Raw genomic sequence first — 13,965 nt, 5'->3', positions numbered from 1 at the left:
AATTGAATAATTAAAAGGTTTTTAAGTACTTACGTCAGTTGAATTTATTGGGTCTGCTATTATAACCTAGAAATAGGCTCATTATCCCGTTTTTAGAATCTCGGCAGGATTTCCCTTGCCAACGGCAAGGCCAGTAAAAGCCCAGAATGTCCGCGATAGCTATCGGGATTCTGGGTTACTAGCGGATTTATGACACAGGAGAGTGCCAACGGCACGACCAATATGATTGACTTTGCCTCAATCCTGAATTTTCTTTATCGTATTGTTTTTCAGGTCAATGGAAAAATGGTCTGAAGGATTCGACTGATAGAGCTTCTCAAAAATCCCAAAAAACTGAATCAATTCACGGTTCAGGTTCTGAACCGAAGAGGAGAAGGTTTTTTTGCTGAGTGAAGTAATCAATTCCTCATAAAAACTAAGTCTATCTTCAGGAATGAGGTTTTTTCCCAGTTCATCGCCGTTTTTCAACAAGTAAAAATCATCGATAATAGAATGTTTGGGATTCATACCTCCTGGATTGATTTGTAGTGTTCTTAATTTCTCTTGTAGAAATCTATCACTTTTGATTTCGTCCATTTTACTCCATAGGATAAGCTCTTTAGGACTGAGATTTTCTAGCAGAATAGCCAGATTTTCTGGCCAATCCGATGGGATAAATCTGGATTTTGTTAATTCCCGAAGGTGATTTCTGGTGTATTCGAGATAGTCTTTGGAAGCCAGAATGGTGGTATCCCAAATTCCGGGATCTTGGTTTTCAAGTAACCACCTATGCTCCATTCGATAGAGATCAAAGAATTCATTCATATGACCTACTTCTGTCAAAGGGATAGTCTCTATTTCAAAATTGTCTTGCGAAGTGATTGTGGCAGTCTTATAGGCAGGCGGAAAGGCCGCCAAGGAAGGAACTTGGATGTTATACATGGTATGGGTGGTTGATTGGTCTTGATAAATTCCGGTATCATTGATGTGCATGTGTCCCGCGAAATGGATGTTGATTCCTGCAGCAGCATATAGTTCGCTGGTCTCCGAAGAAGGCACGCGTTCGAGTTGAAATTTATTCGGTCCAAAAAGTGATTTCATCTCGGCTGATGCTCCGTCATGGAATTCTACCAGAGGGTAGTGACTGAAAGAAATCAGGGTTTTACCTCTATTTTCAGCTTCAGTACTAACTTTTCTGATCCAGTCGAGTTGGTGATTTTTGTGATTCACAGCCTGATTGAACCCAACAGAGGAGCCGCTCCAATTATCCTCTTCAGAGTGTGTGTATACATTTCCATCAAGCGCAAGTAGCCAAATTCCAGCTATAGGTTCCACGAGATAGCTGGCATCAGGCAGGAAAAGCCCCGAATCTGCATCTGAATAAACTCTGTTTTCAAGGTTGGAGGAAGCTATGGCCTGATCAAAGCTGTAAGAATCATAATCCAGCTCTTCAAATGGATGCGCCCAGAAAACATCCTGTGGGCTTGGGAAAAAGCCATAAGCGGCTAATGCTTGTGTGATCTCTGGATAACCCCAATAATTGATCTGATCTGAGGTTGCTGCGTCCGTATTTTTATATAAATCAGCTGTCCCTGCGATTGCTTGCTCGGAACCATCCACTCCCAAAAAATCTCTTTTCCCGGCAATTCCTCCAAATGGTTTGACTGGATCATGATTTCCAGTAGTCACATAAAATCGCATTCCGAAATTTTTAGCGTAATGGTTAAGAATTTTCTGAAATGCCAAAACATTCATCGGCTGACCGTCATCGGTAAAGTCGCCCGGAAGTACCACGAGTTGAATTTCTTTTTTCTTTAGGTCTTCCAATGCGCTGATGAAAGCAAAATAGTTTTCATTGAAAAGCCGGGTAGAATTTAGTTGGCTTTTCATGGTTCGAATAGTCGCGTATTTGCCAGTTTTTGGATTAAACAATCCGCGAAAATCAGGTGACTGCAAATCTGCATAGACATCTTGCAGGTGGATGTCTGAGAGAAACGCGATTTTTATTTCAGTTGATGATTGAGCAAAAAGCTGTGGGTTTGGGCTGATTAGGTGTATTGCTGCGCCAAGGATGCTAGGAAGAATATATTTTCTGTTCAAAATGTTAAGATGTGTCTATTTGTTGACCAACACTGGATTAGGTCTTTGGTACAGATCCCCTTCGAAATTAACTTTGTAATCCGATTTGAAGAAGGTTGATGGGATATAATAATCCGTGGAAATTACCTGAGCTCCAGATGCTTTAGCTTTTTCGAAAGTAGAATAATCATTCGTTCTGGCCTGCTTAGTATCTGAATCAGCCCGCGTTCGGATCATATATCCCTTTTTAACAAGTTCTCTAATGTACGACTCATCCTTCACCGCATTATTGATAATCCTAAATCCAGCAGTTGAATTCCCTTCTTTTTTGTTGACAAAAAGTACCGCATTTTTAAGTTCAGGTTTTGCAGTCAGATATCGGTCAATTTTCTCCTCACTCTCATCCAAAACAAAAAGGAATTTGCCACGCGCATCTTCCAAACTAGGCCAGTTTCCAGCAAGCACTGCTGATTCCAAATCAGTATAATCCCCTTTTACCATATCTGGAGTGATTAGCTTATTCATGCCCAAATGCGTTCTGATTTCCAAATCAATGCTGTCCAAAGCCGTGGCTGTAAAAGGCAGAACAGGGCGAGTGCCAGGGATATTTCCATCTTTTGCATTGATTAAAATAAAGATGGGATAATGCTCAGGGTTATTATTGCTCCATTTTTTGAGTGCGGTCAAAGCATCTGCAAACAGCAGGTGGTGAGATTGAAAATCTAAGTCCTGCACATGAAAAAGCTTCAAGCCAGGTTTGGAAAGTGCATCAGTTGGATCATAATTAGGTATGTCTCCTCCGCTGGCTTTGATGATTTCCAATCCTTTTGGGTTTGAATACCTTCCTCCTTCTGGATCGTGAAAAACATCTAATTCCAAGTTTCTTAAACCTAATTCCAATTGAGCTTCTAAAGGGATATGGGCATATTCTAAACTCTGGGCAGCAGGCGGATTCACTTTGGCCAAATAAGCCACAAGTTCTGGAGCCATTTGACTTTTGTAGCTATTGTGACTTCCGATTACCTGGATTTCGTTAAGCTTTTGGGCAGAAAGCTGTAAAGTGAGAAACAAACTGAAAAGTGTAATAAGAATAATTCTAATGGATTTCATACGATTGGGATTAGTTGGCAAGGTTCATTTTTAAACCTTAAAATCCTGATAAATCATTTCACCATTTTGTTATGAATTTGTTTGTTGAATTCATTTGTAAACCTTTCAACTATAGCTTGTTGAATGTTTTCTTTGGATAAAGTGGATTATAAGAAAAACGGATTTTAAGTGTTTGTTAAGTTTTTGATGCAACCCCACGTATTGTTTTTCCATCATCTGGAATAAGGGGGATTAAATAAAATAATCTTCAAACATTATTAAAACAAAAACTAACGAACAATGAAGAAAGTGAATTTAATTTTTCTGGCACTTTTTGGGGTCGCTCTCGGTGTGTCTGCGCAAAAACTGCAACAGCCTTTGGAGGAACTTCCCATGTCAAATAAAGGCTATGCATTGCTAAAATCAGGGCAAGTACTAGAAGGGAAAATCCTTTCTAGCTCAAGTAGCAGAGGGATTACCCAAGTAAATTTAGAAGATCTGACTGGAGCACGTCATATAATATCTGCGGAAGAGATGGAAGAGTTTGCGATTGCTTTGAATGGAGCTACCAGACTTCAATATCTAAATGAAAGAGGTTCTTCACTTAAGAAACTGCTTTCCAAAGATCAGCCAACTGGAATGCCACAGGATTATATCCTTTTCAGAAATACCAGTATTAACGGGAAGAAGGAAATGCTCTTGCAAGTGTTGAATCCTGATTTTGATGAGGTTTTTGAAGTTTATTATGATCCATTTGCAAGAAAAACCACTGCCTTAGAAGGGAAGTATATTACCTGGACTGGTGAGAAACATCGCGCATTTTTTATTTCAAAAAATGGTGGAGAATTGATGAAAGTAAAAAAAGGGAAATATAAAAAGTCATTTCACCAGCTTTTTGGAAACTGTGAAGGCGTAATGGAAATCAGGAAACCAAAATTCAGGGATTTGGAAAACCACATCCTCTTGTATAATAATTATTGTCTCTTTGATTGAGTATCAATTATTTTTTGAGTAGCTGGGCTTATAAAATGAGGTGGATTTTTTTACCTCATTTTATTCATAGAATGGCATTTTAAATTCCATGAAAAAGTTGAGTGATATGCTGAAAGATAAAGACCACATAAACGTGTGAATTGAAATATTTATTGGGTGAAAATATTATGATTTTCACCTAATTTGGAGCCAAATATGAAGCGGTACCTAGCCCTTTTTCTTTTCATATTATTTTTTCAGTCTTCGGAGGCTGAAACCAAAAGATTTTTTATCAATAAGTTCGGTTTAGCAGAAGGTCTTTCCTCCAATCAGGTATTGACAATACATCAAGATAAAAGTGGTTTTATATGGGTCGGGACGCCAAATGGGCTTCAACGGTTTGATGGTCGGAAATTCATGAACTATCGAATCAAAACCCCAGGTCACCAATCAGCAAAATCAGTTTCAGAAATCTTGATAGACCAGTCAGGTTTGATGTGGCTTAGAGTAGGTGATGATTATGGGTATTACATACCTGAAAAAGAGTTATTTACGAAAATTCCTTTTGAAAAACCTGAAGAAAGATATCAAGGAGAGCACCTTTGGATGGATAGTGAAGGTAGGATGTATGTGGTGCTTAGGAACAATAAAATTCTATTGATCAATCTTGACAAAGGTATTATTACAGACCTAAAAGTACCGATCAAAGTCCCGGATGGATGGAGGGTGAGATCCATTTTTGAAGAAGAAAAAGGATTCTTTTGGATCAGTAGTATGGATGGGATAGCAGTATATGATTCCCATAAAGACCTAATCTATACTTCCACTTTCAATCCTCTCAATTTACCGATTTTGAACGGGCCGGATTTCAAAGAGGTCTCAAATATATTTAAGGATGGCCATGGAATTTATTGGATAAATTATTGGGCGCCAAATGAACATTTGGTTTCCTATGATACTAAATCCAACATGTGGAAGGATCATATGGACCAAATCAAAGCTCCACATGATAATTACCAGGAAGCTTATGGACTGATTGCATTGCCAGGAGGTAAGCTTTGGAGGTATGGAGTTCAAACCCTAGCTGATTTTGATTATACTAATTTCAGATACAATCGAATTATTCAAAGTGATTTGATATATGATAGAATAAGTAAAATAATCTGGGATAAGTCAGGTGGACTTTGGCTTGCTACTGATTCGGGTTTGTTTTTTATACACTTTGACACTCCTAATATCTTCTTTAACCAAATGGAGTCTCAGTCAGGGAATAATGAATTTCAGGCGATCAAAGAAGTGATTCATAATGCTGATACCAATATTTGGGTTGGTAGTTGGGGAAAAGGGTTAAGGTTATATCATCCTAGAAATGGATTGCTCAATGATGAATGGATAAAAAGAAATTCTCCAGGCACAATTGAATCCAATCAAGTTTGGGATATTCACCACGATCAATTTAGAGGGTTAGTTTGGGTGGGGATGCAGAAAGGCCTTATTATGGTGGCAGATTTAAAAGCAAAAAAAGCTCATTACCTCAGTCCTGAACCATTTGATGGATCTACCATTCGAACCATCGCTCAAGACTCAGATGGAACTGTTTGGTTTGGTACTCAAGCGGGAGGAGTTGTCAAATATGAGGGAGAAGGGTTTCAGGTAAATGGCTTTAGCAGGTTCAGAAAGTTTCAAGGTAGGATTCCAAAAATCCTTGTAAGCAAGAATCAAAACCTATGGGTAACATCTACAAACGATGGGGTTTATGTTCTCAATCCTAAAGATGCTTCAGTGATTAGGCATCTGGACAATACAATTCTTAACTCCAACATCATAGAAAGAATTGTGCAGTTGAATGATAGTATTTTTTTGATGGGAACGGAGTTACTCAATAAATACAATGTCAATTCTGGTAAGAATGAGATCTTTTCCTTTTCAGAAGGTTTGCTGAGCAATGGCATTCTTCATTTGGAAGTCGATCAAAATCAATTAGTCTGGATTTACACCCCCAATGGATTAACCCGTTTTGATGCCAAAACCAATACTTTTTCATCTTTTGGAACGAATCATTTTTTTGCGCAAATTCCCAGTGATGGGCGTGGTGGTAGTCGATTCTCAAACGGAGATCTGGCCTTTTTGAGTAATAATGCGATTTTAATCTTCGATCCACTTCAATTTGATCGAAATTTAGTTCCTATTGTACCCATGATTACCAACGTGGAATTGTTTGGACATTATGTAGGAGATGCATCAATTCCAGATCCTCGACGGAAATTTTCCTCCCAAGAGAATAGTATAAGTTTTGATTTTAACATTCTCAATTTCCCGCTGCAGGATAGGTTTTCCTATTATTATAGATTAGTCGGTGCAGAGGAAAAGTGGGTGGAATCACAGCAAAATTACAGAGCAGTTTATTCTTTATTACCGCCTGGTGAATACAGGTTTGAAGTAAGAAGTGTCAATGAAGCAGGGATTTTGTCAGGAATTGCCAGTTATGATTTCGAGATACAACCTAGTTTGATTCAAAGTGGGTGGTTTAAAACACTATTGGTATTCCTATTCTTGGGAATTGTGGTTTTGATTTATCGCTTAAACCTGAATAGGGTGCTGGCGATTGGTAAAATCAGGGCTCGCTTAGCAAGAGACCTTCATGATGATATGGGCTCCACGCTTAGTACCATTAATATTCTTAGTTCCATGGCCAAAACAAAACTAGGAACTGATCCAGCAAAGACGAGTGAGTATATCAGTAAAATATCAGAAAATAGTCAACGTATGATGGATTCTATGGATGATATTGTTTGGAGTATTAAACCTCAAAATGATTCAATGGAAAAACTGATTGCCAGGATGAGGGAATTTGCTAATCAGGCTTTGGAGTCCAAAGATATCAGGATTCAATTTGAGGTGGAGGAGAAAATCTTGGGCATGAAATTAAGTATGGACACGATTAGAGACTTATTCTTGATCTTTAAAGAGGGTATAAACAATGTCGCTAAATACTCCATGGCTGATGAGGTATTCATTCATTTTGGTTTGGAAAAGAATCATTTTAAAATGAAAATCAAAGACAATGGGAAGGGATTTAATCCTAAACAAGTGGATGAAGGTAATGGAATGGGAAATATGAAAAAGCGCGCAGCAAGTTTGAATGGTGAACTTACTATCACTTCACAGCTAGGCGAAGGTGCCGAGATTTACCTCCAGTTAAGTGTTTAATTCCACACATACATATGATTGAATCAGAAGGAAGAGCCAAGTAATTTTAAGTTTAAATTGGAGGGAAATGATAAAGCTACTGATATATGAAGATAATCCTCAGCTGAGAGAGGGGCTCACCATGTTGATTGATGGGAGTGAAGGATTTAGCGTTTTGGCAGCATTTAAGAACTGTTCGAATGTGGCTTTTGAAATCAAAACGTATCAGCCAGATGTGATTCTAATGGATATAGATATGCCAGTAGTCAATGGTTTGCAAGGGTTGAAAATCATTCGCCAAAACAATGATCATGTCAAAGTACTTATGTTGACTGTGTTTGACGATCATCAGAATATTTTTGAGGCTTTAAAGAATGGAGCAAATGGGTATATACTCAAAAAAACTCCTCCAGCTAGATTGTTGGAATACATTGAAGAAGCTTCTTCGGGTGGAGCTCCGATGACAGCTTCTGTCGCCACCCAAGTGTTAAAAATGTTTGCCCAATTAAATGTTGCTGGCGTGAATGATTATAATCTTTCGGAAAGGGAAAATGAAGTGCTTCAATGGTTAGTCAAAGGGTATTCCTATAAAATGATCGCTGCTGAGATGTTCATTGCTATAGATACAGTTCGTTCCCACATCAAGAAGATCTACGAAAAGCTCCATGTCAATTCTAAAAGCGAGGCAGTTGCAAAAGCTTTTAGAGATAATCTGATTTAAAGAAACTGAAATTATTACTATGCAAGCTTCCTAAATAGGGAAGCTTTTTTTATCACATGAAATATGGTTTTTTAAGATTCAACCACTTCTTTTTCATTCATTTATGTGATTTTTTAGGGCTTTAAAATGACGCAACTTTGTCAAGTAAAATAATTGATTCTTGACATGAAATCGAGCATGACGAATAACGTCAAACACTGGGATGATTATAAATCCTGCGAGATTCCATATGACCGCTAAAAAACAATTATAGACATATGAAATTTTTTTTTAAAATCACCTGTGTCCTGTGGGGAATAACATTCAATAATTACTTGGATGCTGATCAGCAGGCTATTTCTTCCTTTTCACATTTTCGGCAAGTTGCTCCAAAAATCACCCAAACATGTGATGTTTCAGAGCAATCTCTTGGATACACTGTTACGTATTTATTGTCATCAACCAATGAAACTTTTTGAGAATTAGACCAACTACTTATTCTAACTTATTTAAATCGAATGAAAAAATCATTGGTAGATGCGGCAAGTACTTTTATGCCGTTACCACAATCTATTGATCAACTTTACTTGGGTTGCTTAGCCCAGAATCCAAAAGCTCAGCGGGAACTATTTGAAAGGCTGTCACCCAAGATGCTATCTATTTGCCTCAGATACATCAAGGAGACGGCCGCCGCTGAGGACGCTTTACTAGTCGCTTTTGGTAAAGTTTTTAGCAAAATAAGGCAATTCAGCCAAGAGGCCAGCTTTGAGGGCTGGGTGAGAAGAATCGTCGTCAATGAATGCCTGATGTATTTGGGAAAGCAAAAGGCGAAATTCAGAGCAATAAACATAGAGCAACTGGGTAGCCAAATGACAGTAATCTCTCCCGATAATTCTTTGGAATGGGAAGACCTGTCTATTATGGTGGAAAAACTACCTAAGGGATACAAAGCTGTCTTCGAACTTTTTGCCTTAAAAGGACTTAGCCATGAAGAAATCTCAAAACACCTTCACATCTCTGAAAGCACCTCAAAATCGCAGCTGTGTCGAGCTAGGATTCGGCTTCAGAAGCTTTTAAATCTACCAGAAAGGAAAAACTAAGCCACTTTTCTAGTTAAATTTTTAGCGTTTACTTTTAATTATTTGGAACGAAAAAAGCCTCTGGAAATCCCCAGAGGCTTTACTTTTTGATTGATACTTTCTATTTTACCAAGTGAAGATCTGTTCTCCTTTTATCTCTTCAAAGCTTAAATCAGAAGCAAGTAATAAGTGCGCGAATTGCTTGGTGACAGCGATACCATGCTGACCTGAATGTGTGATCTTGGTATTTTGAACCATCAGTGATCCTTGGGGAACATTGTCAACAGTAACTGCAGCTGAGAAATTATTGCTCATTGTCTTGCCTGCATGCTTGATTAGTGCATGTCTAATCACGTTTTGCTGATTACTGGTAGAATAAGTAATTCCATACCAAGAGCCCGCAGATTCAGTAGTGCCTTGGATGATTACTGGATTTCCTTCAAAACCTTCCACAGTTAAATACCCTAAACGTCCGTTGGCATTTTGAACATCAATTCTAGAACCTGGCTGCATTTTGATGGTTACTCCATCTTTGATTCTCATGCCTGATTGGATAGTCAGGTCCTTACCAAGGCCTTTGATTACATATGGAGTTCTTGTAGCAAAGCCTTTCCAGACTATTTCCCCACCATCTTTAGCTAGTGTTTTAAACCCATCTACAGCAACTTCATTGATGCCGTTATTTTCCATCTGAGTGAGGTAATCCAAGTGTTCCACCAAATCTGCCGCAACTGATACCGGGTGACCTGTATGGTTTATGATTTTATTCTCTTCAAATGCTAACCCTATATTACTACCTACAGCCTCAAAACCATCACCTTTTCCTTGATCCAAAACCGTTTTATAAAGTTTGAACTTAGCTCCATTTCCAAGCTTAATGGTTGCAGGTGTCTGTCCAGCTATTGCATTACTTCCCGCATGACGGATTTCAGTTAAATAGATACTGCTTGGTCGATCTTTGGAATTTTCAATATAAATCCCTCTCCATGCCCCTTTTTGCTTGGATATACCTTCTATTTTCACTGGTACAGTGTTACTTCCAAGAATTTTCAAAACAGATCCGTTAATTACCCGAATAGCTTTATCATCATTCATGTTAATTCTGGCTCCTTCAGAAAGTACCAAGGAGGAACCATTGTATACAACCAGATCAGTTAGGATGTCAAATCCTACAGTAAAGTTTGGCCAGATATGCTCTAATCCACTTAAGATTTTCCCTTCAGTGACATGAATGTTTTTATCTAGAATCTGATTCTCAATAAATAGCTCAGAAATCAATCTTGCAGGTATTTTTAATGGAGAAACTTCATTGTCATGGAGATGATTGTATTTGAATTCTTCCAAACTAGAGCTTTCATCAAGCCAAATTCCAACACCTAAATTATTGTGAACTGTGGTTCTGTTTAAGTGAGCTTTTGATCCATTAGTATATTTAATACCGTAACCAAGTTTTCCGGCATCTCTTAACTCTAGACCAACAATGTACTCAGGAGCTTGAGTGGAGAAAATAGTAATTCCATCCCAAAAACCTTTGTTTGCTTCCTTACCTTGGAAAATAATTGGTTTGTTCGTCACATCCATGGTATAAACTCTCAAACTTCCATTGGCATCAATTGTAAATCCCGTTCCTTCTTCAAAACCAATTCTTACTCCTGGATCTACTGTAAGCTTTGCGCCTTTTACTGCGATGTCTTTGGTTACTAAATAATCTAATTTTTCCGGGTTGTTGACAAAAACGTCTGGTAACATTTTATCTGCTAGAATATCTGAATTTAGGATAACTGGACCTTCACCATTTACTCCATCTAAAATTGTAACTTTTATCAAGTCTGAAGATTGGTGATTGCCCGCCTTTATGGTCATTTTAATTAGGTATTCGCCGGGTTTATCAGGCTGGAAATTGGTGATGCCAGCATTGCTAGGTGAAAACTGTACAGTACTACCTTCTGGCTTTGAAACAAATTCCCAAAGAAAAATAAGATCTTCTCCAGTTTCATTGAGGGAAAGTGTCCCATCCAATTGAATCATGGTTCCTAGATTTTGCGATTGATCATCTCCTCCTCTAGCTTCTAAAAAATTTTCATCTCCTTCAGATACCACAATAGTTACTTCCGCTTTATCTGTCCAAGCATTGTAAGAGACAGTCAATTCGAATGTGTAGGCTCCCTCAGTATCGGTGGTAAATTGTACTGCAATAGAGTTCAATACCGAAAGGGTTGGGTTAGCTCCGGTTGGTTTTTCCAAAAGCTTCCAGGAGTACTCCATAGGCTTTCCAGCAGCATTTGTGGATTTACTACCATCAAGTACGGCCATCGCTCCAGTGGTAATTTCTTGCTCTTCTCCTGCATTTGCAGTTAAAGGATTGTTAGGTTCATCAAATTTTCCCTCACATGACCAAGTCAGAAATGCAATTGAAAATAGAAACCATAAAAATTTTAGATTTTTCATTTTTTTGTTGGTTTAGAATTAAATTTTATTGAGGATTGGAAAAGTGAGGTAGAGGTTGCATTCTCTGGAACAAATTCTAAAAAAGTAGGAGAGGGAAGTGATTAAACAAGTCGCTTAAAACTCCTAGAATTGGCTCAAAAAAATGAATTGGACAAACAATTACATAATTACCAAATGAAGTTTGTGTTGTCCCTTTAGAAGTTTACTACTGCTAGTTTATCAATTTGTTAAACATTCGGTTGGGTGACTTATTACTATAAAAGAGAAATTGGAAAAGTCTATTTTTGAAGATGAATAAGATATTGATAAACAGTTTTTTCATTTCTCTCATAGCTGTTTTTGGAGCAGCTGCACAGGAACAAAAGGATTTTAGTCTTCACTCTCACAATGATTATTTGCAGACCGTACCATTTTGGACAGCATTTAGTGCTGGTGCTAATTCCATTGAAGTGGATGTGATTTTGAAGGAAGGAAGGCTAATGGCAGCCCACGAAGCAGCAAGTATTAATTCAGATCAAACTATTGAAAGCTTGTATTTGGATCCGATAACGAAGGGAATCAAAAGTGGTCTGATCTCTAAAATCGACTTTCATCTATTGGTGGACCTAAAGACTGAGGCATATGCTTCCCTAGAGGTACTATTGGAGATCATGAAAGATTATGAGTATATGCTTTATAGTTCTGGAAATCCTGGTGGATTGAAACTGATCATTTCAGGCAATAGACCTAATCCAGAAGACTATTCTAAGTATCCTGAATGGATGTTTTTTGATTATCAAAGTAAGGAGTTAGGCAAGGGTTTGCCATGGGAGAAAATAGGAATGGTGAGTATGAGCTTTCGTCAGTTCTCGGTGTGGAATGGAAAGGGGAGAATGGTGGAAGAGCAACGAAAAGCTGTGCAGGATTTTATTGATCTAGTCCACAGTTTTGATAAGCCTGTTCGCTTTTGGGGTTCGCCGGACAGCAAGTCGGCCTGGAAGGCTTTTTATGAAATGGGTGAGGATTATATCAATACCGATCATCCGATAGCCGCAGCTGAGTACTTAAGTAAGCTTGGCCAAAATGTTTATCAAAACACAAATTTTCATGAGGTGTACTATCCAAAATTTGACGTGGATGGAGCAGCTACACCTGTGAAGAATGTGATTCTGATGATAGGCGATGGAAATGGATTGGCGCAGATTTCGGCTGCTTTATTCGCCAATGACAATCAGCTGAATCTTACCCAACTGAAAAATATGGGCATGGTCAAAACCCAGGCTGCGGATGATTTTACTACGGATTCCGCTGCCGGAGCCACAGCTTATGCAACTGGCGAGAAGACCAATAACCGAGCTTTGGGCGTGGATCCTTCGGGAAAGGAGTTGGCAAATCTTCCTGATATTTTGGATAGCTACGGATTCTCCAGTGGGATTATTACTACCGATCAGCTCACTGGAGCTACGCCGGCATCCTTCTATGCGCATTATCCGGAGCGCGATGATTCGGATCACATTGCAGCCTATTTGTCTAAAAGTAAGCTTGATCTTTTCGTAGGTGGAGGTAAATCTAGATTTGAAAAGGAGATGGTAAACCTCAGAAATGCAGAATTTACTTTGGTGGAGAGTCTGGAGGATCTGAAAGGAGAAAGGGTAGGTTACTTTGCTGCTGAATACTCATTGCCAAAAGTTTTGGACGGTCGAGGGGATTATTTATTGAAAAGCACAAATGCTGCGCTGAAGTTTTTTGAGAAGAAAAAGAGCCCTTTTTTCCTGATGGTGGAGGCTGCGAATATAGACTCGGGAGGGCACTCTAATAGCACTTCTATGATCGTTTCCGAGATGCTTGATTTTGATCAGGTGATAGGGGAAGTGATACGATTTGCAGATGAGAATCCTGGAACTTTAGTGCTTATTACAGCAGATCATGAGACGGGAGGAGTATCTATTCCTCAGGGAGATATAGCATCTCAAACTGTAGAGCTAGCCTATCACTCAGATGATCACACAGGGATTATGGTTCCGATTTTTGCTTATGGAGCTCATTCCGGTGATTTCAGAGGGGTGTATGAGAATACAGAGGTATTTCATAAAATCATGAAGCTGCTGAAGGAATATCACCAGAAGTAATTTGCTTGCTATCGCTTACCAACAAGTGTGAAGGGAAGCATAAAGATATTTCTGACTAGTTCAAAAGAGAGATCCACTGCGAATCCCAGTAGCCTAAAAGGTAAAAGTAAAAGCCACACAATAGGGTAGAGAAACAGCGCAATAATCGCTAGTGGCCAACATAGGATAAAAAGGATGCACCAAAGAAGGAAGCTCAGCATAAGGAGTTTTTAGGTTAATATCTTCAATACTTGTTCCAATTTAAAAAAAGTCTTGTTGTAGCCGGGACGATCAGTTCATATGAAATTTGTGTAACGAAATCGAACATAATTAGCTAGGATTC

The 13,965-nt window shown here is 38.6% G+C and carries 9 protein-coding genes; 6 read left to right on the top strand and 3 right to left on the bottom strand.

Translation table 11 applies throughout. From position 1 onward, the window contains the following. Positions 1 to 237 precede the first annotated feature (237 nt). Both LV83_RS19945 and LV83_RS19940 read right to left on the bottom strand, forming a co-directional pair. The gene (locus LV83_RS19945) at positions 238 to 2,079 is read right to left on the bottom strand and encodes a metallophosphoesterase family protein (RefSeq protein WP_245947111.1); all 1,842 of its coding nucleotides are present in this window, start codon (positions 2,077 to 2,079) and stop codon (positions 238 to 240) included. A gap of 15 nt (positions 2,080 to 2,094) precedes the next feature. Beyond that, positions 2,095 to 3,168 (bottom strand): phosphatidylinositol-specific phospholipase C1-like protein, encoded by a 1,074-nt coding sequence (locus tag LV83_RS19940; RefSeq protein WP_111613330.1) that lies wholly within the window; start codon positions 3,166 to 3,168, stop codon positions 2,095 to 2,097. A gap of 279 nt (positions 3,169 to 3,447) precedes the next feature. Here LV83_RS19940 and LV83_RS19935 point away from each other — a divergent pair, with 279 nt between their 5' ends. The 5 genes from LV83_RS19935 (at position 3,448) to LV83_RS19915 (ending at position 9,108) form a co-directional block, all read left to right on the top strand. After that, the gene (locus tag LV83_RS19935; RefSeq protein WP_111613329.1) at positions 3,448 to 4,140 is read left to right on the top strand and encodes a hypothetical protein; all 693 of its coding nucleotides are present in this window, start codon (positions 3,448 to 3,450) and stop codon (positions 4,138 to 4,140) included. A 195-nt stretch (positions 4,141 to 4,335) separates the two neighbouring features. Further along, the gene (locus LV83_RS19930; RefSeq protein WP_111613328.1) at positions 4,336 to 7,329 is read left to right on the top strand and encodes a sensor histidine kinase; all 2,994 of its coding nucleotides are present in this window, start codon (positions 4,336 to 4,338) and stop codon (positions 7,327 to 7,329) included. A gap of 67 nt (positions 7,330 to 7,396) precedes the next feature. Continuing rightward, the gene (locus LV83_RS19925; RefSeq protein ID WP_111613327.1) at positions 7,397 to 8,029 is read left to right on the top strand and encodes a response regulator; all 633 of its coding nucleotides are present in this window, start codon (positions 7,397 to 7,399) and stop codon (positions 8,027 to 8,029) included. A 257-nt stretch (positions 8,030 to 8,286) separates the two neighbouring features. Further along, complete coding sequence (locus LV83_RS19920) at positions 8,287 to 8,487, top strand: hypothetical protein (protein ID WP_111613326.1); 201 nt, start codon at positions 8,287 to 8,289, stop codon at positions 8,485 to 8,487. Between the two features lie 39 nt (positions 8,488 to 8,526). Next, positions 8,527 to 9,108 carry an RNA polymerase sigma factor gene (locus tag LV83_RS19915; RefSeq protein WP_111613325.1) on the top strand — a complete coding sequence of 194 codons (582 nt, stop codon included), beginning with the start codon at positions 8,527 to 8,529 and terminating at the stop codon, positions 9,106 to 9,108. Positions 9,109 to 9,213: 105 nt separating this feature from the next. Here LV83_RS19915 and LV83_RS19910 read toward each other — a convergent pair whose 3' ends face one another. Further along, a complete protein-coding gene (locus tag LV83_RS19910) occupies positions 9,214 to 11,535 on the bottom strand; it encodes a PKD domain-containing protein (protein ID WP_111613324.1) in 2,322 nt (773 codons plus the stop codon). A gap of 290 nt (positions 11,536 to 11,825) precedes the next feature. Between LV83_RS19910 and LV83_RS19905 the strand changes: the two genes are divergently transcribed. Next, positions 11,826 to 13,643: an alkaline phosphatase gene (locus LV83_RS19905; protein ID WP_111613323.1), complete on the top strand. Its 1,818-nt coding sequence runs from the start codon at positions 11,826 to 11,828 to the stop codon at positions 13,641 to 13,643. Positions 13,644 to 13,965: the final 322 nt, after the last annotated feature.

This window comes from Algoriphagus yeomjeoni (assembly GCF_003259505.1).
Taxonomy (GTDB): Bacteria; Bacteroidota; Bacteroidia; order Cytophagales; family Cyclobacteriaceae; genus Algoriphagus; species Algoriphagus yeomjeoni.
Note: the sequence above shows the minus strand (reverse complement) of the source record. Positions and strands in the feature narration are given on the sequence as shown.

What these genes read in the sequence shown, in the direction of transcription:
- LV83_RS19930 (WP_111613328.1), top strand. Translation starts at nt 4,336, where the DNA reads ATGAAGCGGTACCTAGCCCTTTTTCTTTTCATATTATTTTTTCAGTCT.
- LV83_RS19935 (WP_111613329.1), top strand. Translation starts at nt 3,448, where the DNA reads ATGAAGAAAGTGAATTTAATTTTTCTGGCACTTTTTGGGGTCGCTCTC.
- LV83_RS19905 (WP_111613323.1), top strand. Translation starts at nt 11,826, where the DNA reads ATGAATAAGATATTGATAAACAGTTTTTTCATTTCTCTCATAGCTGTT.
- LV83_RS19940 (WP_111613330.1), bottom strand. Translation starts at nt 3,168, where the DNA reads ATGAAATCCATTAGAATTATTCTTATTACACTTTTCAGTTTGTTTCTC.
- LV83_RS19910 (WP_111613324.1), bottom strand. Translation starts at nt 11,535, where the DNA reads ATGAAAAATCTAAAATTTTTATGGTTTCTATTTTCAATTGCATTTCTG.
- LV83_RS19925 (WP_111613327.1), top strand. Translation starts at nt 7,397, where the DNA reads ATGATAAAGCTACTGATATATGAAGATAATCCTCAGCTGAGAGAGGGG.
- LV83_RS19920 (WP_111613326.1), top strand. Translation starts at nt 8,287, where the DNA reads ATGAAATTTTTTTTTAAAATCACCTGTGTCCTGTGGGGAATAACATTC.
- LV83_RS19915 (WP_111613325.1), top strand. Translation starts at nt 8,527, where the DNA reads ATGAAAAAATCATTGGTAGATGCGGCAAGTACTTTTATGCCGTTACCA.